The sequence below is a fragment of the Streptomyces sp. CNZ301 genome, assembly GCF_004217425.1.
Genome location: NZ_SHLG01000001.1, coordinates 3976266 through 4000691, shown reverse-complemented (window position 1 = coordinate 4000691; position 24426 = coordinate 3976266). Strand labels below are relative to the sequence as shown.

Sequence of the window (24426 nt, the reverse complement as noted above, 5' to 3'; positions counted from 1 at the left end):
GTGCGCGTCGTTGCGGCGCGTGTGGGGAGGCTGGGATTGGCGCTGGTGGAGTTGTCGGTCGTCGAGCAGAGATACCGGGCTGTCCTGGCCGTGCTGGCGGGCGCGACGGTGACGGAGGTTGCCGCTGGGCTGGGGGTGTCGCGGCAGACGGTCAGCGGCTGGAAGTCGCGTTATGCGGCCGCGGGGTTGGCGGGTTTGGTGGACCGCTCGCGCAAGCCGGTTTCGTGTCCGCATCAGGCTTCCGCGGAGGTGGAGGCGGCGGTGTGTGAGCTGCGGCGCAAGCATCCTCGGTGGGGCCCGGTGCGGATCGCTCATGTGCTGGAGCGGGCCGAAGCGGTGAGCCCGGCGCCGTCGCGGATGACGGTGTATCGGATCTTGCTGCGGCATGGGCTGGTGGAGCCGGGGGCTCGGCGACGGAAGCGGTCGGATTACAAGCGCTGGCAGCGGGATCGTCCGATGCAGTTGTGGCAGATGGACATCGTCGGCGGGGTGATGCTGGTCGACCCGCTCACGGGCGAGTTGTCCGAGGCGAAGGTCGTGACCGGTGTAGATGATCACTCCCGGTACTGCGTGATCGCGTGCGTGGTCGGGCGGGCGACAGGACGGGCGGTCTGCGCGGCCTTCGCTCGGGCATTGCAGAGGTTCGGAGTGCCCGAGGAGGTGCTGACGGACAACGGCAAGCAGTTCACCGACCGATTCGGGCAGGGCGGTGAGGTGCTCTTCGACCGGATCTGCCGGGAGAACGGGATTGCGCACCGGCTCACGCAGCCGGCGTCCCCGACCACAACGGGCAAGGTGGAGCGGTTCCATCAGACGCTGCGGCGTGAACTCCTCGATGACTGTGGCGTGTTCGAGAGCATCGAGTCAGCTCAGATGGCGCTGGATGCGTGGGTGGAGGAGTACAACACTCTCCGGCCGCATCAGGCGTTGGAGATGCAGTCTCCGGCAGACCGGTTCGCTTCGGTTCCCGAGCAGGAGCGGGGTGTCCTGGGAGTGCGGGTGCCGGGCGCGCTTGCACTGGCGCCGCAGCAGCAGTCTGCTCCTGTGATCCCGGATCCGGTGGAGGTGGTGGTGTCGGCGCCGGCCGATCCCCCGGAGACGGCGCCGTGGGAGCACGGTGGTCCCGTGGAGTTCGAGCGGGTGGTGCCTGCGAGCGGGAATCTGCAGGTGGCGGGCAAGCAGTTCTGGCTGGGGCCGGCCCGGTCGGGGCTGACGGTGACGTTCTGGGCCGACACCCAGGTGATCCATCTACTGATCGCCGGGGCGCGGATCAAGACGGTGCGTTCGCACTTGTCGGTGGCCGATCTGGGACAGCTGGCGGCCCGGGGCGGGCGTGCTGCGGGGCCGGCACCGCTTCCGGCTGAGGATGCGGTGGCTTTCGAGGTGGACCGGTTGGTCAACAACAGCGGAGTGGTGAGCCTGGGCGGGCATCAGGTGCTGGCGGCGGAGATTCTGGGTGGTCGGCAGCTGAGCGTGCGGATCGAGGGGGAGACGTTGTCGTTCTTCGATCCGTCCTCGCGGGAGCTGCTGCGGGTGCGGCCCAACCCGCTCAGTCCCGGGGAGGTCCAGCGGCTGCGGGGGCTTCGTCCGGCCGGTCCGCCGCCCCGGCCGCGAGTGGAGCCGGTGCGTGTACAGCGGCGGATCAGCAGCCAGGGCACGATCATGGTCTGCCGTCAGGTGGTCTCCCTGGGACGGACGTATGCAGGGCAGACCGTGACCGTCCATGTGTCGGAGTCCACGATCACTGTTGAGCTGGACGGCCAGGCCCGCGTGATCCGGCGCACCACCGACCTCCCCGTCCGCCACATCAAAGCGGACAAGCCCTACCAAGGCAGTGATGTTGTCTAGGCCCACCGTCAAGCATCACCCGGGATCAGAACGTCGCGCATCACCTGGGACTAGACACGCCGCGCGGATGCGCCAAAGTGGGGGCGCGTACTGCTCCGGGCGGCTGTTGAGCAGCAGTTTCCGTAGCTCGGGGCGTTGGTCGCCGCTGTAGGCGAGGGCTTCTGTGATTCGGCGGAACGTGGTGTGGGTGGCGCCGCGTTGGCGGGCTTGGGCTTCGAACTCGTCGAGCTGGTGAATCACTGTGGCGGGGTCGAGTTGCTGTTCCGGTTGGCTGCCGAGCCAAGCGGCCTTGTTGCGTTCGTAGTCGATCTCGGAGTATCCGCAGATCTCACGGCTGTGCTGTTCGGCCTCGTCGAGGGTGGCGGTGGACAGCACTGCTCGGGCGAGCCGGTTGCGGCTCAACGCGCCGTCCAGGTCGGCCTCGTGGACGGTGGGGCTCTCGTCGGTGAGGGGAACGGGGAGTCCTGCGTCTCGGATCTCGCACTGGCCGCGGATGCCTCGTGCTGTGGCAGCGAGTATCGCTGTGGCCTCTGAGGGGTGCCATTCGAGTACGGAGCTGATGGGTTCGACGTGATCTGCGGTGAGGGTGACGACGAGCTGGCCGAGGAGTGGGCGGAGGTCGTCGGCGGGGAGTTCGCCGTCGAGCCCGGGGCCGGCGATAAGGAGCCGTACAGGGGCGTTGAGTTGGCAGCATGCGGCCAGCGTGAGGGCGTCGGCGAGCGGGCTGCGAAGCGTGGGTTCGTCGCCCTGGGCGAGGATGTCGCCACCGACGTCGAGCAGATCGATCGACTCCGGATTCAGGTGCTCGATGAGTTCTTCGAGTTGGCGGGTGATGCCGCGGACACCCTGGTGCGGGTCGATCAGGGCGAAGGTGTGAGGCAGTTCGGCTGCCAGTCGGGGGAGTGTGGAACCTGCGGGCGCTACCGGTTCGGCTTCGGCCGGCACCGCGTACACATTGGGCGTAAGAGAGCCCAGGCCATTGAAGTTGGCCGGTCCTCTCGGGCCCGGCACGGGGTCGATCAGTAGCCGGTCCCAGGCGTAGGTGAGGATCACCGCTCGGCTCTCATGTCCGTGCACGGCGGCGTCGAGCATCGCGGCGGCGACTGCGTCGCCCCCTCCTCCTGCGGCAACGATCAAGCGGGTCACTGCGTCAGCGTACGGGTTCTGTTGTTAGCCACTCCTCCTATAGTGGCCAGATGTAATAGCCACTTTGGGGAGGGGACCCGGTGCCGCAGATCGAAGAGGCCCAGCCCAAGTACTTGCAGATCGCGCACCACATCCGCGATCAGATCTTGCGTGGAGATCTGCGCCCTGGAGACGAGGTGCCCTCCGAACGGCAGTTGTCGGTCGACTGGGGCGTATCCCGTCCGACGGCCGCCAGGTCCTTGGAAGCGCTGAAGCAGCAAGGGCTCGTTGAGAAGCGCCAAGGCTCCGGGACTTACGTGCGCGGGCTCGAAGTGAACCGGCGGGCTCGGGAGTTGTACGGCCGGGCCCGTCAGACGGGGAAGATCTACACGCCTGGTGAGTATGCCGTGATCACCTCGGCGGGATGGCTCGAAGCTCCTGCACACGTCGCCGATGCGCTGAACATCCGGGTCGGCAGCCGAGCAGTGCATCGCCGACGGGTAACCAACAACGAGTCCGGGCCGATCACGTTGTCCACGTCGTGGTTCGCGTCAGACGTCGGTGAGCGGGCCCCGAAGCTCCGGGACGCTGACCGTATCCGTGAGGGCACGCTCATGTACGTCGAGAACATGACGGGACGACAGGGCAGTTATGCCGAGGACCGGATGTGCGCTCGTCTGGGTACGGAAGACGAGTTGGCTGACCTCGACTTGGAGGCGGGCTCCGCCGTTCTGATCGTCCATCACGTGGTCTATGACCTCCAGGACCGACCTCTGGAGTTCGCCGAAGCCACGTATCCGCCCGGTCGTTGGGCCTTCGAGCAGGGCTACCCGATCCGGTAGAGAGACGAGTCGATCTCGCCTGGCCGCTTGCGCTTCGAAGTGGCTAATGCCACTATCCACTGAAGTGGCTAATGCCACTTCGGAGTTGAAGGGGGCACGGGCGTGAGCCGACGGCGGGACTCGTTAGAGAAGCCCAACACTGCGGTGCCATGCCGCAGGTGTCGCGGGCGTGGGTGGAAGCACGTGGGCTCCCGCTCGTCTCTGGCGCTCTCAACTGCTGCCGGCCGCGCTCGCGCTACGTCCAAGCGGCGCTGTCTGGACTGCGACGGCACCGGTAGGGAGTAGGGACGGGAATGAGCGATGCCAGCAATGGAATGCATGCCTGCCAGGACTCGGGCCAGGATCGGACGCCCGTCGGATCGATGACCTTGTATCCGGTGCCCGAGTCCGTTCCGCGGGCGCGACGCTGGTTCCGCAAGTTCACGGAGCCATGCGAGCTTGATTGCTCACTCGACGACTGCGTCTTAATGATCTCTGAGCTCGTGACGAACGCGGTCCTGTACGGGGAGGCGGAAGAGCCTTGGCGAGTGCGGGTCGAGTGGTGGCGGAGGGGAGACGCCCTTCAGGTCGACGTGCATAACCCTGGCCTCCCCTCGCGTGTGCGCATGCGTCATGCTGCCGCCGACGAAGCCCATGGGCGCGGGCTCGCGCTGGTCGATGAACTGTCGGATTCGTGGACGGTCGGCGTCGGTCGGTATGGGGGAGTGGTCGTGTCCTTCTTGGTTGACCATGCCTGGAAGTCGTGAAGGCCGGGTGGGTGTCTGCTTTCTGCCGTGCAAGCAAAGCTTTCTTGCACGGCAGAAAGCAAGCTAGTCTGGTTGACCAGTTGACTTGGCTTCTTTAACTCCGACAGGGCGGCGGCTATGGCGTACGAAGTGGCTGCACCGAAGTACGTGCGGCTGGCGCAGACGCTTCAGAGCCGCATCGAAGACGGTACGTACCCGTCCGGGACGCTCGTGCCCAGTGAGAATCAGCTCGTTCAGGCCTTCGGCATGTCACGGCCCACGGTGGTGCGCGCCCTGGAACTTCTCAAGCGGGATGGCTGGCTGGAGTCCCGGCAGGGTTACGGCACCATCGTCCGGGGTCGTCCGGAGGTAGTGCAGGAGAAGGATCAGCGGGGCCGGCAGACGCTGGAGCGTGCTGAGTCGCAGACGTCCGGGCGTCTTGTGGAGGTCACCCGGGTTCCCGTCCCGCCGCGAGTCGCGTCGGCCCTTGGGGTGCCGAAACGGACCAAGGTTCTCGCTCGTCGGATGCTCGTGGAGGAAGCCGGTGAGCCTGTTGAGTTGGCGTCCTCGTACTTTCCTGTTCCTCTCGTCGAGGGCACTGAGCTGACCAGTTCCGAGCCGTTGCAGGAAGGATTGCGGCAGCATCTCGAAGCTCGGAAGAAGGTTCACTTCGATCACGTCACAGAGCGCGTCTCAGCTCGCATCCCAAGCAAGGACGAGAGGGATCTGCTGCAACTGCCTGCAGGGGAGCCGGTCTTGAGTGTGCTGGTGATCGCCCGCGATGCGTCCGGTCGGGCCTTGCAGGTCAGTGACGTGCTGCTGCCGGCTGACCGGCAGGAGCTCGAAGACACCTACCGCTTGGGCTGACGCCGCCTCCGTTCTCCCGTAGGAGCCACTCCCCCAGCAGTCACTTGACAAGTCAACCTGGCAACCGTAGTTTCATACTTGCTAAGTCAACCTGTCAGGAACTGGCAGGCATCTACTCAAGGAGAAGTTCTGTGCGTGTGATCCGTGTCGAGACCTCGTCCGCGACGATCCTGATGACCGAAGCACCGGAGCCGAAGGTCAAGGACCGTCAGACCGGCGAGATCGCCAAGGACGCAGTCAGCGGCGAAGCGCTGATGAAGTTGGGCGTCGTCTACATCGACGAGGGGGAGTCGTCTCTCATCGCGGTGACGGTGCCGGAGAGCGGGGTGTCGGACGGCCTGGCCGTCGGTGGGCCTGTCTCGCTTCCGGGTCTGATCGCTCGGCCGTGGGAGAGCGTCTTCAACGGGCAGGCACGGCACGGCATCGCCTACCGTGCCGCTGCCGTTGTGCCGGGGAGTTTCGACGCCGGGCAGGAGGGCTGACCTCGTGCCCGAGCTCACGACTCTGCTGGAGCTGGGTGGGCCGCTCGCCGTCGCCGGGGGAGCGGCCTATGCCCGGAAGGCGCATCCCGCCGTCTACTGGTCGACCGTGGGCCTGCCGGTCTCGGTTGCGCGATTCCTGACGACCTACGGCTCCACGATGGACGCCTGCGGGCTGACGGTCGAGCCGTCACGGCTGCGTGCACTGGCCGTCCGGACCACCACTCGGCGGGAAGTCCGTCCGGTGCCGCCGCGGCGGGGGTTGATGCGTCCCACGTCGACCGGTCTTCGGGTTCGGCTGCGTCTCGCACCGGGGCAGGAGCCGATCGATGTGGCCGCCTCGTGCGAACGGCTTCGGCATGCGTGGGGTGTCCATGCGGTGCACGTCCGGGAGATCAAGCCGGGCGTCGTCGAACTGAGGTTGGTCGGCTTCGACGTGTTGCGAGACGTGAAGATGCCGCGTCGTCTCGGCGGTGGTCCGCTGGCGGTGCCGGTGGCGCTCAGGGAGGACGCAACGGCCTTCATACGCGACTACCGGACTGTTCCGCATGAACTCGTCCTCGGCGCCACGCTGTCGGGGAAGTCGATGTTCCTGCGGAACCTGGTGACGGAGCTGGCGAAACAGCCGGTTGCCCTCGTCGGGATCGATTGCAAGCGCGGGGTGGAGCTTGCCCCGTTCGCGCCTCGGCTCTCCGCGCTGGCCACCGATCAGGGCCAGGCGGCGGAGCTGCTGCCTGTACTCGTCAAAGAGATGGAGGACCGTTACGACCTGATCAAGTCCCGTCAGGGCATTGCCTCTTCGACGCCCGACGAGGAGATCACCTCTGACATATGGGGGCTGCCGGAAGCCGTACGCCCGGTCCCGATCGTGCTGTTCGTCGACGAGGTGGCGGAGCTCTTCCTCGTCGCCACGCGCAAGGACGAGGAACGGCGGGACGAGATGGTCACCCAGCTCATCCGTCTCGCCCAACTGGGCCGCGCCGCCGGCATCTACCTGGAGGTATGTGGTCAGCGCTTCGGGGCTGAACTGGGCAAGGGCGCGACCATGCTGCGGGCTCAACTCACGGGGCGTGTGTGCCACCGCGTCAACGACGAGGCGTCGGCCAAGATGGCGCTCGGCGACATCGCGCCGGAAGCAGTCGAGACAGCCTCCGCCATCGCACCGGAGCTGCCAGGACTCGCGGTCGTGGGTGACACGTCCGGCGGCTGGACCCGGGTTCGAACTCCTTACCTGTCCCTCTCGGACGCTGCCGCGGTGTGCCGGGACACAGCCGGCCTCGCTCCGGAGATCCCGTCACTGGAGCGCTTCGGCCGCATTCCTCAGCCTCGCCGACCGAAGAGCCCGTCTCAATGATCAAGCCTCGGCCCGTCACAGGCTGAGCAACTTCCCCTTCCCCGAATCCGGTCGGCGCGACCGTCTCGCGCCAGTTCCCTACCCCAGCCATGCCCGAACACGGGAGGAGCCGAGTCGTGCGCATCTTGTCCGTACGCGTGGACGCCGTACTGGTACAGGCCGTCATCGCCGCTGCGCTGTCCTTCGCGCACCTGCACGACCTGGCCTCGGCCGCGGGCCAGGACGGCTGGAAGGCCTGGGCCTACCCCGTGTCCGTCGACCTGCTCCTGGTCGCCGCATGGCGACGCCTCCGATCAGGAGAGGCCAAAGCGGCCGGCTGGTGCTGGTTCCTCGTCGCCCTGACCGCGTCGCTCGGCGCCAACGTCGCCACCGCCGGACTGCTCGACCTCGACAACGTGCCCGCCTGGCTTCGCATCGTCGTCGCCGGCTGGCCTGCCGTGGCCTTCCTCGGCGGGACGCTCCTCGCGCACGGAGGAGAGGACAGCGGCGCCGAACCTACTGCTGCTGCGGAACGCGCGGCCGATGAAGTCGAGTTCAGCGCTGCGGCTGCCGAGCCGAAGCCGCTCGCACCTTCGGAGCCGGTCTCCGGACCGGTTGGCGAACCCTCCGCCGCTGCTGAGACGGAGCCGCTACCTCCCGCGGAACCACGCACCCCCGCCCCCAACCTGCCTGCCGCCCTCGTCGAGCACGCCCGAAAGCTCGCCGACGACCACCACCAACGAACCGGAGAAGCCATCGACATCGCGACCCTCCGCGCCCGACTCGGCGTGCCGGCGCCACTCGCCGAAGCCGTCGCCGCCCACCTGACCTGAACGACCGGAGTACCGCATGCACCCGACCACCCTGCGCGCCCTGGAGCGCGCGGCCCAACTCACCCGACAGAACCGGCTCGTCGATGCCTGGCTCATTGCCGAACCGGTCGTCCTGACCGCCGACGAACACGAAGCCCGCGAAATCCGCCGCTGGCTGATCGACCACACCGACGACTTCACCGGAGAAGGAGAGACCTGCTGATGCCCCTCAACCGCCGCTTCCGCCGCGTGACCCGCGTCGGCCCGGTCCAGGTCGGCACCGCCTATGACAACCGCGGCCGGGAGAAGCACACCGCGGCCTGCACTTCCCCGCGCTGCGGCTTCTCTGCCGACTACGACTCGCGTGCCGCCGCCGAGCTCGCCGCCCGCACACACCGCTGCCCCGTCCGCTGAAGGGAGCCCGGCAACCGTGACCGTCAGCCTTCCGCTCGTCTTCGTCCTGGGCGTGATCGCCTGGGCCGCGATCAAGTTCCTCGGCATCCGCCTGTGGGTGGCTGTCGTGATCGCCCTCTTCGGCTTCTACCTCGCCGACACCTTCCTTGCCTCGTCGATCGAGTCCGGCACTGGCACCGGCGTCGACGTGATCAACGGCACCCACGACTGAGAGGAGAGCAACGACCATGCTCCGTCCGCGACTTCCCGAAACTCAGCACACTCCCTCGGCCCCCGCGGTGTACGAGGGCTCTCCGGTCGGCCGGCCTGCCGAGCAACACAGCCCTCTCCCTGCTGCGCGTGCCGCGAGCGGTTCCGTCGCCCCGTACCTGGGGCTCGGCGCCGGAGCCGTCGGTGCCGTCCTCGTGGTCGGCGTCGTCCTGACCGCGCTTTTGGCCACCGTTGCCGTCACCGCGGTCTCCGTCTCCATCGCGGCCCTGGTGCTGCGCTCACTCCTGAACAGCGGCACTCGCCGCTGAACGGCCTCCGGGGCGGCATCGATACCGCCAAGCATCCCGCCGCCCCGGCAGGCACGGACCTCCCGACCGAAACCGAAAGGACAAGACCCATTACTACCCGAAACCCTGCGCCTCCCGTGACGGAGCTGGGGGCGCTCGCCTCATCAGGTCATCTGGCCGGCCTCATGCGGCAACTGGAGACCCTGGGCGGCTGTACGCGACCGGTACGTCTTGCCGGGAACCGCTCCGAGCACCGGGTCAACACCACTACCGGTGAGATCGGCGCCGCGCTGCGCCGCCTCAACTCCCAGGACATGCCTGCCGGTCACCTCCTGGTGCGGTGCGGCAACCGGCGTACTACCCGTTGTGCGGCCTGCGCGGAGACCTACCGCCGTGACACCTTCCATCTGATCACCGCCGGTCTCCGCGGCGGCAAAGGCACACCCGAGACGGTCACCTCGCATCCGCGGGTCTTCGCCACGTTCACCGCTCCGAGCTTCGGTCCGGTCCACAACCGGCCTTGCGGTAGCGGTGGTTCAGTACGTCCGTGCCGATGCGGCAACCGTCACGACCAGGACGACGACGCTCTCGGCAGGCCGCTCGATCCCGACTCCTACGACTACGAAGCCGCGGTGCTGTGGAACGCGCATGCCGGGATGCTCTGGCGGCGCTTCACCATCTACCTGCGCCGTGAGGTCGCCAAGCGAGCCGGGCTGACGCAGCGCGCGTTCCGGCACTTCGCCCGCGTCTCCTTCGCCAAGGTCGCCGAATACCAGAAGCGCGGCGCCGTCCACTTCCACGCCGTCATCCGTCTCGACGGCCCGACCGGCGGGGACAGTTCGCCTCCGGCCTGGGCAACCGCTGAGCTGCTGACCGACGCCATCCACGCTGCCGCTCAACGAACGAGAGTGGCCGGCCCGGTCATCGACGGTCGGACGCACTCCTTCACCTTCGGCCGCCAGCTCGACGTACGCACCATCCACGGCCCGGACTTCGACGGCGGGCAGGAGCTGACGGATCGCGCGGTGGCCGCGTACATCGCCAAGTACGCCACCAAAGGCGCCGAGACCGCTACCGGCACGCTCGACCGTCGACTGAAGTTCGTCGCCGAGCTGGCCCAGCTCGACATCAGTCCACACGCGGAGCGGATGATCCGCACGGCCTGGGCCCTCGGTGCGCGTAAGGACCTGGCTCACCTACGGCTACGGGCCTGGGCTCACATGCTCGGCTTCCGCGGCCACTTCTCCACCAAGACCCGGCGCTACTCCACCACCCTCGGCGCACTCCGCAACGCCCGCGCCGAATGGCGCCGGCTCCAAGCCGCCATCGCACGCGGCGAAAACCATCCACAGCCCGTGGACAACAACGGCTCTCGCGAAGAGACGACGCTCGTCCTCGCGCACTGGTCCTTCGTCGGAACCGGCCTCAGCCCGACCGAGCAATGGCTGTCTGCCTCACTCGCTGAACCCGCAACGGCCGCCCTCAACACGGAAGGAAGGTCCACCGATGAGTGAACGACACGGTGCAGCCGTGGGAACGGAAGGCACCTTGGTCCTCCTGACTGTCGAAGAGGCAGCACGCCGGCTTCGTATTGGGCGTACGACGTGCTTCAAGCTCGTCAGCGAAGGCCAGATCGAGTCCGTGACGGTGGGGCGGCTTCGGAGGGTGCCGGCAGATGCCGTGCCCGCGTACGTTGCCCGACTGCGTCGTTCCTCGGTAGCGGCATAGGGGGTGGTTATGGCTGAGAAGAAGCGCACCCGACAGCCGAACGGCGCCTCCTCCATCTACTTCGGAAAGGACGGCAAGTGGCATGGCCGTGTGACGGTCGGTGTCAAGGACAACGGTAAGCCGGACCGTCGTCACATCGAACGCAAGACCAAGCCCGAAGTCACCAAAGCCGTGCGGGCGATGGAACGCGAGCGGGACGAGAATCGCCTACGGAAGCCGGGCACCGGTGGATGGACGGTGCAGAGCTGGCTGGAGCACTGGGTCGAGAACATCGCCAAGCCCTACGTCTCCGAGAACTCTTACGACGGCTACGAGGTGGACGTCCGGGTGCATCTGGTGCCCGGCCTGGGAGCGCATCGCCTGGAACGCCTGGAGCCGGAACACCTGGAACGCTTCTATCGGAGGATGCAGGGCAACGGCAGCTCGGCTGGGACCGCTCATCACGTGCACCGCACGATCCGGGTGGCCCTCAGCGAAGCCGTACGGCGTGGTCATGTTTCGAAGAACGTGGCGGAGATCGCAAAGGCGCCACGCCTCGAAGAGGAGGACATCGAGCCGTACAGCATCGAAGAGGTGCAGAGCCTGCTGGTGGAGGCGTCGAAGCTACGCAACAGTGCGAGGTGGGTCGTTGCGCTGGCGCTCGGTCTTCGGCAAGGGGAAGCCCTCGGGCTCCAGTGGGAAGACGTCGACCTGGACGCGGGGTACGCACGCATCCGCAAGAGCCGACTTCGTCCGAAGTACCGCCACGGTTGCGGCAGTTCACCGTGCGGCCGAAAGGCGGGCTACTGTCCCCAGCGCGAGCAGATCCGCCGCGAGCACAAGTCGACCAAGTCCCGCGCCGGACGGCGAACCATCGGTCTGCCCGATCCGCTGATCAAGCTGCTTCGCCAGCACCAAGAGGAGCAGACGCGGGAACGGACCGCGGCAGGGGCCGACTGGGAGGACAAGGGGTATGTCTTCGCCTCGCCGACGGGTGGACCGCTGAGTCCGAACACCGACTTCCATGTCTGGAAGCGGCTGCTGAGAGACGCCGGGGTCAGGGACGGCCGGCTCCACGACGCTCGCCACACGGCGGCCACGGTCTTGCTCCTCCTCGGCGTCCCGGACGTCGTGGTCGACTCGATCATGGGATGGGAGCCTGGGGGAGCGGCCCGGATGCGCGCCCGGTACATGCACGTCACCGGATCGATGCTGCGGAAGGTGGCTCAGCAGGTCGGCGACGCGCTCTGGGAGCCTCCGAAGGCTGACTGAGACGGAAACTGAGACGGAGAACGACGAAGGCCCCGACCGGCGAGCGGTCGGGGCCTTTCGTTGTGCCCGGTGAGGCACGGCGGAGGATACGAGATTCGAACTCGTGAGGGGTTGCCCCCAACACGCTTTCCAAGCGTGCGCCCTAGGCCACTAGGCGAATCCTCCGCCGCAAACACTACAAGACGTCGAGGCGTGCTCGCGAACTCGATCCCCGGTACGGCCATCGGGTACTGTTGGCCGCAGCCCCTCACGTGGCGCTATCTCTCTGAACTCCCCCAGGGCCGGAAGGCAGCAAGGGTAGGAGGGCTCTGGCGGGTGCGTGAGGGGCGTTCGCGTGGGTGAGGGCGGTCCGGGGCCGGTTTCGGCGCGGCCGGGGCTCGTTCGCGGACGCCGTTTCCGGGCCCCGTTCCGGGCGCTGCTCCCGTGCTTGTGTGCGGGTGGCCGGTGGGTGGGGTGAGCGCGGCGCGGGTTGTCGGTCCGCACCGATATCGTCGGGGGTGTGTCGTCCCTCGCCCTGTACCGCCGGTATCGCCCCGAGACCTTCGCCGAGGTCATCGGGCAAGAGCATGTGACCGAGCCGCTTCAGCAGGCTCTGCGCAACAACCGCGTCAATCACGCGTATCTCTTCAGCGGGCCGCGCGGCTGCGGCAAGACGACCAGTGCGCGCATCCTCGCCCGCTGCCTCAACTGCGAGCAGGGGCCGACGCCTTCGCCGTGCGGTGAGTGCCGCTCCTGCCTGGATCTCGCGCGCAACGGTCCCGGCTCGATCGACGTGATCGAGATCGACGCGGCGTCGCACGGAGGCGTGGACGACGCACGTGAGTTGAGGGAGAAGGCGTTCTTCGGGCCGGCATCGAGCCGTTACAAGATCTATATCGTCGACGAGGCGCACATGGTCACCTCGGCGGGCTTCAACGCCCTGCTGAAGGTGGTCGAAGAGCCGCCCGAGCACCTGAAGTTCATCTTCGCGACGACCGAGCCGGAGAAGGTCATCGGCACGATCCGCTCGCGTACGCACCACTATCCGTTCCGGCTCGTGCCGCCGGGAACTCTGCGTGACCATCTGGCCGAGGTGTGTGAGCAGGAGTCGATCCCCGTCGAGGAATCCGTGCTGCCGCTCGCCGTACGGGCGGGCGCCGGGTCGGTGCGGGACGCGATGTCGGTCATGGACCAGCTGCTGGCGGGCGCCGGTGAGAACGGTGTGACGTACGCGATGGCCACGGCCCTGCTCGGATACACCGACAGCGCGCTGCTGGACGGCGTCGTGGAGGCGTTCGCGGCGGGCGACGGGGCCAAGGCGTTCGAGATCGTCGACCGCGTCATCGAGGGCGGTCACGATCCGCGGCGTTTCGTGACGGATCTCCTGGAGCGGCTGCGGGACTTGGTGATCATCGCCGCCGTCCCGGAGGCAGTGGAAAAGGGGCTGATCGACGCCCCGGTCGAGGTGGTCGAGGGTATGAGGGCACAGGCCGTGTCCTTCGGAGCCGCCGAACTCAGCCGCGCGGCCGACGTCGTCAACACCGGCCTGACCGAGATGCGCGGAGCGACATCGCCGCGGCTGCAGCTGGAGTTGATCTGTGCGCGGGTGCTGTTGCCGGCGGCGTACGGGGACGAGCGTTCGGTGCAGGCGCGGCTCGACCGGCTGGAGCGGGGCGCGGCCTTCGCGAGCGCCGCGGGGGGCTCCGCGGCGCCCGTGCAGGCGGCGCCGCCGGAAGGGCCTCCGGCGGCGCAGGCCGCTGCGGCACCTCCGGCTCCGCAGGCCGCTTCCGCCGCGAACGTGAGGGCCGGTGAGCAGGCACAGCATGCGGACGCGGGGCCCGCGGCGGACCGGTCCGCCGCGCCGGCGCCCTCCGGCGAGCTGTCCAGCGGCGGCGCGGGCGCTCCGGCTTCCCCGCCTCCGTCGGGTGGCGGCGGCAGGCGGCCGGGCGCGTGGCCCTCGTCGACGGGAGCCGGCGCAGGGGCTGGCGCAGGGGCTGGCGCAGGGGACGGTGCATGCACCGGTGCGGGGGCCGGTGCGGGGGCCGCTGCAGGGTCCGGGCCCTGGGCCGGGGACGGCTCCGGGGACGAGGGCGCCGGCGCGCCCGCGCAGGATGAAGCGCCCCCTCGGGAGCCCTCCCGTCCGCCCGGTGCCTGGCCGGGCGGCGGCGCTGCGCAGCAGGGCCCGGGCGCGCAGGCGGAGCCCGCCGAGCCCGCGCCGCGGCACGCGGACGCGGAGTCCGCGCCGGCTCCGGCCGCGCGGGACACCCCCCGGGAAGCGTCTCGGGACACCCCCCGGGAAGCGTCTCGGGGCCCGTCGCAGGACGCCTCCCAGGGTGCTGCCCAGGTGCGGCAGATGTGGCCGCAGATCCTGGAGGCGGTGAAGAACCGGCGCCGTTTCACCTGGATTCTGCTGAGCCAGAACGCCCAGGTCGTCGGCTTCGACGGCGCCACGCTCCAGCTCGGTTTCTCCAACTCCGGCGCTCGCGACAGCTTCGTGGGCGGCGGCAGCGAGGACGTGCTGCTCCAGGCGCTGAACGATGCGCTGGGCGTGCAGTGGAAGGTCGAGGCGATCGTCGACCCCTCCGGGGGCGGCGGCCCGGGCGCGAGAGGCCCGGGCGGCCCGCCGGGTGGCGGGGGCGCCGCACCGGGTGGCGGCTTCGGCGGTGGTGGCGGCTTCGGCGGCGGCGCGGGCGGTGGATCATCGGCGCCCTCCGCCTCTCCGGCCGCGCAGTTCTCCCCGTCGGGGCAGCGGGCTCCCGGCTCGTCCTCTGGGCCGGGTACCGGCGGTGCCGGGCCGTCGCCCCAGGGTCAGGGTTCCGGGGGCGGTGCCGCGGGCGCTCGTCAGGCACTCGCCACGGCGCAGGTCGCCCCCGGAGCCGCGCAGTCCGCCGGGGCGTCCGGTTCGGGCCGGGCGCCGAACGGGGCGGTTCCGGGCCCCTCGGGGCCGCAGGGTGCCGCGGCGCCGGCGGCCTCCGCGTACCGCGGCGCGCTCGAGGACGACGTGCCCGCGGAGGACGATCCCGATCTCGATGAATCCGCCCTCTCCGGCCATGACTTGATCATGCGCGAACTGGGGGCCACGGTGATCGAGGAGTTCGATCACGAATGACGTTTTCGTTGCGTTCCGTCCCGTTCCGGGTGGTCGAGGGGTGGGTTGGGTGCAGGGTCAGCGGGGTCGGCGCAGAGCACGTAGGCTCGACTACAAGATGAACAACCGCGCGTACGGCATCTGTCCGAGGCAGGTGAAGCAGCCGTACGGCGTGGACCGCGCGAAGGACACGCGCCGTGCGTGCACCGTGCACTGCGGCCCGGCGCGCGGTGTTGACAAGACGTCGTCGACGAGCCAGGAGCCAAGTCGTGATTCCCGGTGATGGTGGGGGCCAGCCCGACATGCAGCAGCTGTTGCAGCAGGCCCAGAAGATGCAGCAGGACCTCGCCGCGGCTCAGCAGGAGCTGGCCGAGACGATCGTCGAGGGTTCCTCCGGCGGTGGCCTGGTCAGGGCGAGCGTGAACGGAACGGGAGAGCTCGAGGGCCTCGTCATCGATCCGAAGGCGGTGGACCCGGAGGACACCGAGACCCTCGCCGACCTCGTGCTCGCGGCCGTGCGCGATGCGACTGCGAGCGCAGAACAACTCCAGCAGCAGAAGCTCGGCCCGCTCGCTCAGGGCATGGGCGGAGGCGGCGGCACGCCGGGGCTTCCGTTCTGACGCCGGTGCCCTGCTGACGGAACGGTCGCGGGGTCCCGGCTCGTTCACCTGGTGAGTGCCGTCACGGGAGAGTCGCCCGACGGCCTGCGGTGAGCGTGCGGGGCTCCGCCCGCCGGTGGCGCACGGGGCGAGAGCGGCGTGACAACTCACCGTTCCGCGGCGGTCGTTCATCGACGGCCGGAAGCGGAAGCAGGCGGAAGGCCGGCGGGACGAGTCCGGCGGCAGAATCGGGAGAATCCGTGTACGAAGGCGTGGTTCAGGACCTCATCGACGAACTCGGCAGGCTGCCGGGCGTCGGTCCCAAGAGCGCGCAGCGGATCGCTTTCCACATCCTCCAGGCCGAACCCGCCGACGTACGCCGCCTCGCGCACGCCCTGACCGAGGTCAAGGAGAAGGTCCGGTTCTGTGAGGTGTGCGGCAACGTCGCGCAGGAGGAGAAGTGCCGCGTCTGCCTGGACACACGCCGTGACGGGAGCGTCATCTGCGTGGTCGAGGAGCCGAAGGACGTCGTCGCGATCGAGCGGACGCGGGAGTTCCGCGGCCGCTACCACGTGCTCGGCGGCGCTATCAGCCCCATCGAGGGTGTGGGGCCCGACGATCTGCGCATCCGCGAGCTGATGGCGCGGCTGGCGGACGGCGCCGTAACGGAGTTGATCCTGGCCACCGATCCGAATCTCGAGGGGGAGGCGACGGCCACATACCTCGCGCGTATGGTCTCCAGCATGGGGCTGAAAGTGACGCGCCTGGCAAGCGGACTCCCCGTCGGGGGAGACTTGGAGTACGCGGACGAGGTCACGCTGGGGCGGGCCTTCGAGGGAAGAAGGTTGCTCGATGTCTGAGGCCACACTGAACGCGATCGAGAACAACCCGGACGACTTCGCCGTCCAGATCTCCGACCAGATCGAGAGTTTCATCGTGTCGGTGACCGAGGTGGCGAAGGGCGACGACCCCGACAGCGCGGTCCCTTATCTGCTTCTGGAGCTGTCCCAACTCCTGCTCGCGGGCGGCCGGTTGGGAGCCCACGAGGACTTCGTGCCCGTCGAGCGGTACGAGCCGGACATCGGTCCCGAGTCGGACGTCGACGAGATGCGCCTCAAGCTCGCCGCGCTTCTCGACCCCGTCGACGTCTACTCCGAGGTCTTCGACCCGTACGAGCCGCGCACCGCACCCGTCCCCTGCCGCATCTCCGACGACCTCGCCGACGTGATCACCGATCTGCGGCACGGCATGGCGCACTACAGCGAGGGCAGGGTCAGCGAGGCCCTGTGGTGGTGGCAGTTCTCGTACCTGTCGAACTGGGGCACCACCGCCTCCGCCGCTCTGCGGGCCCTGCAGTCCCTCGTCGCGCACGTGCGGCTCGACACGCCGCTGCGCGAACTGGACGGCCTGGACACGGACAGCGGCCTCTCCGACGACGACGGCGCGCTGGAGAAGGAGGCCGGCGCCGTGATGGCAGCCGAGATCGGAGTCCCGCTGGGCATGCAGCCGGACGACGGCAGGCGCTGACACCTCCTGGCGCGCAGCGCACGCTTTCTCCGGCCGGCCGGCGATGAATTTCCGCGCCGTCCGCGGTCGCCACTTGCAGGACCGCGAAGCCGACAACGAGGAAGGCGTGCCGGCCATGGACAAACAGTTCACCGCGATGCTGCGCAAGGGCCCGGATGTGGGCGGGTCGACGTACGTCCTGTGGCCCGACTCCGTCGAGTACTTCGGCACCCGGGGCCTGGTGAAGGTCCGCGGCACCATCGACGGGCATCCCTTCCAGAGTTCGTTCATGGCGCTGGGCGACGGCACGCACAAGCTGCCCGTGAAGGCCGAGGTGCGGAAGGCGATCGGCAAGGAGGCGGGGGCGACGGTGACCGTCCACCTGGAGGAACGGATCGACGGGCGGCAGTGACGTGTGACCGGGACCCTGCCTCGGCTCGGCGGATCGTGGCCTGTTGTCGCATTGCGGTGCGTGATCGGTCCTCTTACACTCCGTGACGACTGGTCGTCGTGTCGGCGGAGGTGCGGACGTGGCTCGCGCGTGGGAAGCGGATCCGTCCGCGTTATTCAAGCGGCGGCTGGGGAAATCGGCCGCGGAACTGGGCAACACCGACGGCAGGGACGGCTGCCCGGACATCTGGGAGTTGGACAACGGCGACATCGCTGTCATCGGCAGGGACCTCACCGCTGATTACGAGTCGCGCCTTCCCGCGGACGCTTCCATCGCCGCCGACGAACGGCTGGTCGTCATCCCCGGCGTCACTCTGCGCGCCGCCAAGCCGGACATCGGCGATGGGTGACCGCGACCTCCTCGCCCTCGACCGATCGCAGGGCGACCGGCTCGAACTCGAAGAGTACAGGCGTGACTTCCGGCACCGGGACGAGGCGGTCACCGGCCGGGACAGCTGGAAGTTCGAACGGCGGCAGCACTTCCAGGAGTTGTCCTCTCCCAGCTGGGAGGCCTTCCGCCGTGGTGAATGGCAGGAGTCGCTGCGTCTGACCGCTGAGCGGCGGAGCCACTGGCAGCGCATCGCCCAGGGGGACAGGGAGCGGGAAACCGTCTTCCACCGTGTGCGCGTCGTGGAGGAGCCGCTGACTCCGTACATGCAGTGGGAGTTGCACTCCTTGCGGGTGCAGGGTGAGAGCGGAATGCCGGTACGGGTGGTCGACGGCGAGGGGTTGCGGTCCTTCGAGCTGGTTGCGCCATTGCCGGAAGTCGTCGTACTGGGCGGGCACGTGCTCTATGAAGTCCTCTACACGGACGAGGGGCTTCTCCACGGAGGCGTCCGCTACACCGATGCCGGCCTGATCGCCCGCTGGGAGGGGTTCATCCGGCAGCTCTACGAGGACGGCGAAGAGATCGCCTCCTACGTCGACCGGTACGTGTCACACTTGCCCGCCCCCATGACGACCAGGTAGCAGACCATCGGTAACAGCAGCGGAAGCGAACCGAACCTCGGCAGTACGCACTCGGACCTGTCGGGGTCCTCACGCGATGTGGTGCAGGCAGGGCAGGTCACCGGCGGAGTCCACTTCCACGGCCGCCACAGCGAGCCGGGGCAGGGACCCGGTCACCACCCGCCGCCACGCCAACTGCCGCGAGACTTACGGCACTTCGTCAACCGCACGTACCGACTGCTCGGGCGTGACGAGGAAGCCGCCGGATTCCACCGCCGGGCCGCGGCGGCGCACCGTGAACTGGGCGACGCGTGGAGCGAGGCCGTCGCCCTCGACGGGCTCGCCCGCGCCGTGCACGGGGACGATCCGGCAGCGTCGCGCGGTCACTGGACCGAGTGCCTGCGACTCGTTGCCGACTACGACGACGCTCGTGCGTGCCGGATGCGGGCGGACGTCGAGGCCCGGCTGACGGCTGCCGAACAGGAGGGGCGCGCCTCGGACTTCCGGGACGAGCTAGGCGGATGACTCGACGGCCGCGGCGACGTCTTCGAGGTCCTTCGTCACCGCCTTCGCCACGGCCTTGGAGCCGATCCCGCCGAGGAACTTCCCCATCGCGCCCTCCAGGCTCTTCTTCTCCGTCTCCGAGTCGATGACCAGCCGTACGGTGGTGGCGCCGTCCGGCTCGGCGGTGAGCGTGAACTGCGAAGTGTGGTGCACGCCGCGCGAATCGGACTCGACCACATACCGCGCGGGGGCCTCGGCGGCGGTCACGTGCATCTCCTCGGTGACTTCCTTGCCGAATATGCGGCGGGTCTCGCGCCAGCGTGTGCCGACTGCGAAGGGCCCTTCGCTGAGAACCTCCACGCGCTCGATGCCGGCGATCCTCCCGGGCGAGCCCTCGATGTCGGTCAGTGCTTCCCACACGCGCTCCATGGGAGCCGCGATGCGGAGCTCCGCCGTCACCTGCCACGCGGTCATCGAACGAGCCCTTCCGTCGGGGAACCGGGGTCCGATTCCAGCCCCTTGGCCGGAATCAGACCAGTAGTTTCCGGCAACGGAGCGCGGGCGTCGAGAGGCCGGGCCCCGGGAGTCGGGCCCGGTCCCCGACACAGGGCGTGCGTCCGTGCCGCTGCATCCCCTGCGAGCACGGCAGTTGGCGTGCGTCGGCAGCCACGGATTCCGGAGCACTTCCGGCAACCGCCGTACACGGTGCGTGAGCACTGCATAGCCTCCCGTTACGGGACGGGCACGCAGGGTGTCAGCGGAGGTGGGGAGTGGCGGAGAAGGACAACTCGTCGGCGACCATGCGGATGTTCGGCAGCCAGCTGCGGCTGTGGCGTACGCGGGCGCGGTACAGCCGCGAGCAGCTCGCCGACGAGGCGGGCTACGCGCTGGAGACCGTGGCGTCGGTGGAGAAGGGGCGGCGGATGCCCGCGCCCGACCTGGTCGAGACGGCGGAGACGCTGTTCGACGCCGGCGGCATGCTCCGGGACGCGGCGAGCAAGATCGTACGGTCCAAGTACCCCGACTGGTTCGAGGAGTACGCGCAGTACGAGGCGGAGGCGGCGAGTCTGGACGTTTACGAGAACCGGGTCTTCCCGGGACTTCTGCAGACCGAGGCATACGCGCGCGCGGTGTTTCAGAGCAATTGGCCACCCCTGGACGACGAGGAGATCGAACGCCGCATCGAGGCAAGGTTGGAGCGGCAGGCAGTTCTGGCACGGAAGCCGCCGCTGGCGATGAGCGTCATTGTGGAACAGGCATTGCTTCAGCGGTGCTTCGGTGGCGTCGAGACGATGAGGGGGCAGATTCAGCGCCTCTTGGAGTGTTCGGAGAGGCGCACGCTCACGCTTCAGGTCATGCCCACGGAGCGGGTTCCCACGGGAGCCACAGCCGGTCCCATGTACCTGCTTGAGACGGCGGAGTGCCAGAGAGTCGCGTACTTCGAAGGTCCCCGAGGCAGCTTCCTGATCACAAACCCGTCAGACGTCAGTGAGTTGAACCAGGCGTATGGGATTCTGCGAGCGCAGGCCCTCTCCCCCGAGGAGTCTGCGGGGCTGCTCAAGCAGAGGCTAGGAGACCTATGAGTGCTGAACAGGCAGCAATCGTCCCCGACTTGACCTGGTTCAAGTCCAGTTACAGCAGCTCGCAAGGGGACAACTGCGTCGAAGTCGCCGTCGGATGGCGCAAGTCCAGCTACAGCGGTGATGAGGGCGGCGCCTGTGTCGAGTTCGCCGCGTGCCCGAGCGCCGTGCATGTGCGGGACTCGAAGGAGGCGGACGGGCCGCAGCTCACCGTGGCGCTCGGCGCTTGGGCGGCGTTCGTCGGGCTGGCCGCCGGGGCGACGGTCGCGTAACGCATCACCGATCACCACCCGCCACACGATCGGCTGACGACGCCGCCCGCGTCAGCGCCGGACCCCGAGCGCCGAGCATCGAGCGCCGGGGTCCGAGCCGTTTTTGTAAGGAATGGGTGGTAGGTCTCTCCCCGCCCACCCGCCCCAAGTTGCGCCAATACCAGCGGCGATGACCGCGCGTGACGCGTTTGCGGCAGATCGTCATGTGTGGTTAGCGTTCTTCACAACAAAACAACCCCGGCAGGTGCTGGAACACCGACCGGGGTCTGACCTACAAGATCGGCGAACCCCGACCTCATGGCTTCCACAGACTTTATCTCCGCCCCGCCCGTCTCCGCACATCCCATGGCCAGGCCGGGGTTCGGCAAGCGGCTCGCCTCGAAGCAACGGGGTCTCGCCACAGGCGACTTCGTGCATCTGCCCGTGCGGGAGGCGTACCTGGCGGCGTTCATCGACTCGCTCCCCGAGGGCGCCGCGATCGACGTGAAGACCCTCGCCAAGAGCCAGCCGCACTACGGCCAGCAGGCGTGCCGCTCAGCGCTGCGCGAGCTGTCGCGGGTGGGTCATCTCCGGCGCGTGGGTGGCTTGTTGGGCGTAGGGCGCCCGCAGCATGTGACGCGCACGTACTTCTCGCGCATCGCCCGCACCGAGGACTGGTGGACGGAGTTTCTCGACGGGTGTGCGGACGTGCGCGAAGTCGTCCACGGCGACCGTGATTGCTTGCCGATCCCGGCTGCACCGCCGCCCCCTGCTGCTCCGCCGACCTCGACCGCTCCGCCGCCCCCTGCTGCTCCGCCGACCTCGACCGCTCCGCCGACCCCGTCGGTGCAGCAGCCACCCCCCGCTCCGGTTTCCGCGCCCGTACGCCCCCAACGTTCCGAGGTGTACGCGGCGTTGGCGGGCCTCGCCCGGCACGACCCCCGCCTGGTGCTCTCGGCGGCCGACTGCGCCGCCCTGGAGACCTTGGCCGCGGAGTGGCTGCGGCGCGGTGTGCGAGGTGCGCGCTTCGTGTACGCCATGACCGGCGGCCTGCCCCCGACCGTGCACAGCCCCGCGGGGCTGCTCCGCAGACGTCTGCTCGACAAGCTCCCGCCCGAGCCCGTGTCCACAGCTGTGGATGAACCAGGCGGGCCGACGGAGCCACGGCAACGAGAACCCCGCCTGCGGCTGGAGTGCACCGACTGCGGAGTCCCCGGCACGGCAGCGGCGTTGCCGGGCGGCCTGTGCCGCCGTTGCCGGGGTGAGCCCGAACCGGAACGGAGCGGTCTCGACCGGGACCAGGTCCGCCGCCTCGCGGCGCGGGTCCGCGAAGCGGTACGTGCGGCTACAGGCCCGCGCTCCGCCGTCTCTTGTCAGCCGACAGCCGCGTGACTTCGTGTCCCACCGCAGCCGAAAGGAATCACGGATGACGTTGCAGGACATAGCGCCACCCGCCGGGGCAGCATGGAGGGGAGGAGGCGACACCATGACCCCCACTGCCGACCGGCCCCAGATGCTCGTCGAGGACTTCGAGGAGCTCGCCCGTTCAGCGCCCGAGACCGTGACGCTGGAGTTCATCGACGGAAAGCTTGAGGTCAAGCCGGTGCCGGACGGGGACCACGGAGCCATCGTGATGTGGCTCCTGGAGCGTTGTATGCAGCAGAGGCCGGAACTGCGCGTGTATCCGGAACAGGGGCTGAGGGTCGATGGATACAGAAAGGGGAGGGCCCGCCCGGATGGCGCTCTGGCACCCCTGGACCATTTCGTCGGACAGGGAGAGTGGGCCGATCCCGACGGGGTTCTGATGGTGCTGGAAGTCACCTCGCCTGACCCTGACACCGATCGCCGTGACCGCAGGGAGAAGAGGGACGGGTACGCCGCAGCCGACATCCCCGTCTACCTCCTTGTCGACCGCGAGACGTGCAGTGTGGTGGTCTACAGCGAGCCGGACGGCGGTACGTACCGGATCCGTGCAACGCATCCCTTCGGTGCGGTGGTGGAGTTGCCGGACCCGGTCGGGATCACGCTGGAGACGGAGAAGCTGAAGGACTACGTCCGCTGAGCGTTGTCGTGCCCGCCACCGTCGAGGGTGCGGTGGCGCGGACCGGGATGAGTCACCGGAGAGCCGGGCAGGACACTGCTCCGAGCGGCTCGTTGCCGCTCTTGCGGGCCGAGGGCCATGACCTGCCCATGCCGGACCCGGCTCCGATCCCCGGTCAGTCCCCGGTCAGCCCTCCCCGCCCTCGCCGTCCTCGCGCGGCGGCACGTAGAAGGCCGTAGTACCGCGAACCGCCGCCGCGACCACGTCCGCCGGTGCGCCGGAGGCCTCGTACGCGGCCCCCCACGCTTCGCTGCTGCGGGTCATCAACTCCCGCCCCTCGTCGCTCGTTTCGAACTTCTCGTGATCGCCGACCGACTCGCCGCGCAGATGCATCCCGAGGCCGAGCAGCGTGAGGTCCCAGCCGACGCCGACGGCTCCGGGGCCGAACTGGTCCCAGAACTCGGGCGGTACGACCGCGACGTGCTCCAGTTCGAAGTGGGTCTTCTCCGCTCCCTCGGGCCCCTCGGGTGTCAGCCGCACCTCGACCTCGCTGAAACCGGGGCTCTCACCCATCACCCAGCTCACCTTGAGGAGCCGGGGCGGCTCGCAGCGCAGGATCTCGCCGCCCGCGTTGCCTTCGAGCTGGTAGTGGCCGCCAAGCTTCAGGTCGCCGCTGACGGGGAGGAACCACCGGGAGATGCGTTCGGGGTCCGTGCAGGCGTCCCAGACGTCCTCGGCCGCGGCGTTGTACGTCCGCCGCAGCAGGACGGTGTGGGCCTCCTCCTCGCCCACGCGCCGGCTGCCCACCTTCCGGTGGATGGCGTTGATCTGGTCGACGATGTCGTCGCTCATCGCTGCTCCTTGCCGCTGTCCGTGCCGGCGCCTCTCGTGCGGCGTTCGCGCTTGCCGCGCGCCAGTTCCGTGCCGAGCGCGTCCAGCCGCTGTTCCCAGAAGCCCCGGAAGCGCTCGAGCCATGTGTCGACCTCGCGCAGGGGAGCGGCTTCGACGGCGTAGAGCCGCCGGGTGCCCTCGGCCCGTACGGAGGCGAAGCCCGTCTCGCGCAGCATCCGCAGGTGCTGGGAGACGGCGGGCTGGGAGATGCCGAACTCGGCCCGGATCACGGCGCCGACGGCCCCCGAGGTCTGCTCGCCGTCGGCGAGGAGTTCGAGTATCCGGCGGCGCACCGGGTCTCCCAGGACATCCAATGCGTGCACGGGAGCACTATATGCAGTCGCTGCTTATATAAGCCAGAGCTGAAACATGCTTCCTTCCCCGAGCCGCCGGGCGCGTACGGTACTCACCCGCGCCATCACACCGTGTGACGGCATCCGGCATCCGGCAGCCGCGTCGGAGCCGCCCCGCCACCGGCCGACGGGACGCGGCGTTGCGGCGGCCTGCCCGGGGAGCAGGGTCAACGGGCCGCCACGGGTCGCGGGCGCCGCCTGGCGGGCTCTTCGCCCCGTCCGTGCCTGTCCGTCCGTGTGTGACCTGGCTTACGTTCCCGTGTGGACGCCCTGTGAGCGGGCAGGGTTGCTCGCTGGACGAGAGGGCGCCACGCC

The 24426-nt window shown here is 68.9% G+C and carries 29 protein-coding genes, 1 tRNA gene, 1 other RNA gene and 1 pseudogene; 27 read left to right on the top strand and 5 right to left on the bottom strand.

The features are described from left to right. Nucleotides 1–21 precede the first annotated feature (21 nt). Nucleotides 22–1848 (top strand): IS481 family transposase, encoded by a 1827-nt coding sequence (locus tag EV375_RS17265; protein WP_486588746.1) that lies wholly within the window; start codon nt 22–24, stop codon nt 1846–1848. 15 nt (nt 1849–1863) lie between these two features. Here the strand turns inward: EV375_RS17265 and EV375_RS17260 are convergent, their stop codons facing one another. After that, a complete protein-coding gene (locus EV375_RS17260) occupies nt 1864–2994 on the bottom strand; it encodes a DUF1152 domain-containing protein (protein ID WP_130300218.1) in 1131 nt (376 codons plus the stop codon). A gap of 80 nt (nt 2995–3074) precedes the next feature. Here EV375_RS17260 and EV375_RS17255 point away from each other — a divergent pair, with 80 nt between their 5' ends. The 13 genes and pseudogenes from EV375_RS17255 to EV375_RS17195 all read left to right on the top strand — a co-directional run bounded on the left by EV375_RS17255 (nt 3075) and on the right by EV375_RS17195 (nt 11921). Further along, nucleotides 3075–3815, top strand: coding sequence for a GntR family transcriptional regulator (locus tag EV375_RS17255; RefSeq protein ID WP_130300217.1), 741 nt, complete (start codon nt 3075–3077; stop codon nt 3813–3815). A 293-nt stretch (nt 3816–4108) separates the two neighbouring features. Further along, nucleotides 4109–4561 (top strand): ATP-binding protein, encoded by a 453-nt coding sequence (locus tag EV375_RS17250; RefSeq protein ID WP_130300216.1) that lies wholly within the window; start codon nt 4109–4111, stop codon nt 4559–4561. 117 nt (nt 4562–4678) lie between these two features. Continuing rightward, a complete protein-coding gene (locus EV375_RS17245; RefSeq protein ID WP_130300215.1) occupies nt 4679–5407 on the top strand; it encodes a GntR family transcriptional regulator in 729 nt (242 codons plus the stop codon). Between the two features lie 131 nt (nt 5408–5538). Beyond that, nucleotides 5539–5889 carry an SCO3933 family regulatory protein gene (locus tag EV375_RS17240; protein ID WP_130300214.1) on the top strand — a complete coding sequence of 117 codons (351 nt, stop codon included), beginning with the start codon at nt 5539–5541 and terminating at the stop codon, nt 5887–5889. Between the two features lie 4 nt (nt 5890–5893). Next, nucleotides 5894–7266, top strand: a pseudogene (locus EV375_RS17235) (FtsK/SpoIIIE domain-containing protein). A 90-nt stretch (nt 7267–7356) separates the two neighbouring features. Next, the gene (locus EV375_RS17230; protein WP_486588532.1) at nt 7357–8052 is read left to right on the top strand and encodes a DUF2637 domain-containing protein; all 696 of its coding nucleotides are present in this window, start codon (nt 7357–7359) and stop codon (nt 8050–8052) included. 16 nt (nt 8053–8068) lie between these two features. After that, entirely contained in the window at nt 8069–8254 is a 186-nt protein-coding gene (locus EV375_RS17225) for a hypothetical protein (protein WP_130300211.1), read from the top strand. Further along, nucleotides 8254–8445: a mobile element transfer protein gene (locus tag EV375_RS17220; protein WP_130300210.1), complete on the top strand. Its 192-nt coding sequence runs from the start codon at nt 8254–8256 to the stop codon at nt 8443–8445. Before EV375_RS17225 ends, EV375_RS17220 begins: the two co-directional genes overlap by 1 nt. Nucleotides 8446–8461: 16 nt before the next feature. Beyond that, on the top strand, nt 8462–8656 hold the full coding sequence (locus EV375_RS17215) for a hypothetical protein (RefSeq protein ID WP_130300209.1): 195 nt from the start codon (nt 8462–8464) through the stop codon (nt 8654–8656). Nucleotides 8657–8672: 16 nt separating this feature from the next. Further along, entirely contained in the window at nt 8673–8963 is a 291-nt protein-coding gene (locus tag EV375_RS17210) for a SpdD protein (protein WP_130300208.1), read from the top strand. A gap of 116 nt (nt 8964–9079) precedes the next feature. After that, on the top strand, nt 9080–10456 hold the full coding sequence (locus EV375_RS17205; protein WP_486588531.1) for a replication initiator: 1377 nt from the start codon (nt 9080–9082) through the stop codon (nt 10454–10456). Further along, nucleotides 10449–10670: an excisionase family DNA-binding protein gene (locus EV375_RS17200; protein WP_130300207.1), complete on the top strand. Its 222-nt coding sequence runs from the start codon at nt 10449–10451 to the stop codon at nt 10668–10670. Before EV375_RS17205 ends, EV375_RS17200 begins: the two co-directional genes overlap by 8 nt. A 9-nt stretch (nt 10671–10679) precedes the next feature. Then, nucleotides 10680–11921: a site-specific integrase gene (locus EV375_RS17195; RefSeq protein WP_130300206.1), complete on the top strand. Its 1242-nt coding sequence runs from the start codon at nt 10680–10682 to the stop codon at nt 11919–11921. A gap of 80 nt (nt 11922–12001) precedes the next feature. Here EV375_RS17195 and EV375_RS17190 read toward each other — a convergent pair. Further along, a tRNA-Ser gene (locus EV375_RS17190) sits at nt 12002–12086 on the bottom strand. Between the two features lie 74 nt (nt 12087–12160). Between EV375_RS17190 and ffs the strand changes: the two genes are divergently transcribed. The 9 genes from ffs (at nt 12161) to EV375_RS17145 (ending at nt 19016) form a co-directional block, all read left to right on the top strand. After that, nucleotides 12161–12255, top strand: an RNA gene (gene ffs, locus EV375_RS17185) — signal recognition particle sRNA small type. 165 nt (nt 12256–12420) lie between these two features. Then, the gene (locus EV375_RS17180) at nt 12421–15009 is read left to right on the top strand and encodes a DNA polymerase III subunit gamma and tau (RefSeq protein WP_130300205.1); all 2589 of its coding nucleotides are present in this window, start codon (nt 12421–12423) and stop codon (nt 15007–15009) included. A 248-nt stretch (nt 15010–15257) separates the two neighbouring features. Further along, a complete protein-coding gene (locus tag EV375_RS17175; RefSeq protein ID WP_130300204.1) occupies nt 15258–15608 on the top strand; it encodes a YbaB/EbfC family nucleoid-associated protein in 351 nt (116 codons plus the stop codon). Nucleotides 15609–15847: 239 nt separating this feature from the next. Further along, nucleotides 15848–16447: a recombination mediator RecR gene (gene recR / locus EV375_RS17170; protein ID WP_055487608.1), complete on the top strand. Its 600-nt coding sequence runs from the start codon at nt 15848–15850 to the stop codon at nt 16445–16447. Further along, nucleotides 16440–17114, top strand: a complete 675-nt coding sequence (locus EV375_RS17165; protein WP_130300203.1) for a DUF5063 domain-containing protein — start codon at nt 16440–16442, stop codon at nt 17112–17114. Before recR ends, EV375_RS17165 begins: the two co-directional genes overlap by 8 nt. Before the next feature lie 115 nt (nt 17115–17229). Further along, nucleotides 17230–17505 carry a DUF1905 domain-containing protein gene (locus EV375_RS17160; RefSeq protein ID WP_130300202.1) on the top strand — a complete coding sequence of 92 codons (276 nt, stop codon included), beginning with the start codon at nt 17230–17232 and terminating at the stop codon, nt 17503–17505. A gap of 118 nt (nt 17506–17623) precedes the next feature. Beyond that, nucleotides 17624–17893, top strand: coding sequence for a hypothetical protein (locus tag EV375_RS17155; protein ID WP_055487611.1), 270 nt, complete (start codon nt 17624–17626; stop codon nt 17891–17893). Further along, complete coding sequence (locus EV375_RS17150) at nt 17886–18512, top strand: DUF6879 family protein (protein WP_130300201.1); 627 nt, start codon at nt 17886–17888, stop codon at nt 18510–18512. The genes EV375_RS17155 and EV375_RS17150 overlap by 8 nt, the downstream gene beginning before the upstream one ends. A 78-nt stretch (nt 18513–18590) precedes the next feature. Next, nucleotides 18591–19016 (top strand): hypothetical protein, encoded by a 426-nt coding sequence (locus tag EV375_RS17145; RefSeq protein ID WP_130300200.1) that lies wholly within the window; start codon nt 18591–18593, stop codon nt 19014–19016. On the opposite strand, the gene EV375_RS17140 is transcribed toward EV375_RS17145, so the two are convergent. Further along, complete coding sequence (locus EV375_RS17140) at nt 19005–19469, bottom strand: SRPBCC family protein (protein ID WP_130300199.1); 465 nt, start codon at nt 19467–19469, stop codon at nt 19005–19007. The two genes, EV375_RS17145 and EV375_RS17140, sit on opposite strands and share 12 nt — an antisense overlap. Nucleotides 19470–19765: 296 nt before the next feature. On the opposite strand from EV375_RS17140, the gene EV375_RS17135 reads away from it, so the two are divergent. From EV375_RS17135 to EV375_RS17120, 4 genes are all read left to right on the top strand, one after another. Further along, on the top strand, nt 19766–20578 hold the full coding sequence (locus tag EV375_RS17135; protein WP_130300198.1) for a Scr1 family TA system antitoxin-like transcriptional regulator: 813 nt from the start codon (nt 19766–19768) through the stop codon (nt 20576–20578). Beyond that, nucleotides 20575–20847: a DUF397 domain-containing protein gene (locus EV375_RS17130; RefSeq protein WP_130300197.1), complete on the top strand. Its 273-nt coding sequence runs from the start codon at nt 20575–20577 to the stop codon at nt 20845–20847. Before EV375_RS17135 ends, EV375_RS17130 begins: the two co-directional genes overlap by 4 nt. A gap of 297 nt (nt 20848–21144) precedes the next feature. Then, on the top strand, nt 21145–22218 hold the full coding sequence (locus EV375_RS17125; protein ID WP_130300196.1) for a hypothetical protein: 1074 nt from the start codon (nt 21145–21147) through the stop codon (nt 22216–22218). Nucleotides 22219–22312: 94 nt separating this feature from the next. Next, nucleotides 22313–22888, top strand: coding sequence for a Uma2 family endonuclease (locus EV375_RS17120; RefSeq protein ID WP_130301915.1), 576 nt, complete (start codon nt 22313–22315; stop codon nt 22886–22888). Nucleotides 22889–23053: 165 nt separating this feature from the next. On the opposite strand, the gene EV375_RS17115 is transcribed toward EV375_RS17120, so the two are convergent. Then, entirely contained in the window at nt 23054–23719 is a 666-nt protein-coding gene (locus EV375_RS17115; RefSeq protein WP_130300195.1) for an SRPBCC family protein, read from the bottom strand. Beyond that, nucleotides 23716–24081, bottom strand: a complete 366-nt coding sequence (locus EV375_RS17110; protein WP_130300194.1) for a metalloregulator ArsR/SmtB family transcription factor — start codon at nt 24079–24081, stop codon at nt 23716–23718. Before EV375_RS17110 ends, EV375_RS17115 begins: the two co-directional genes overlap by 4 nt. Between the last annotated feature and the right edge of the window lie 345 nt (nt 24082–24426).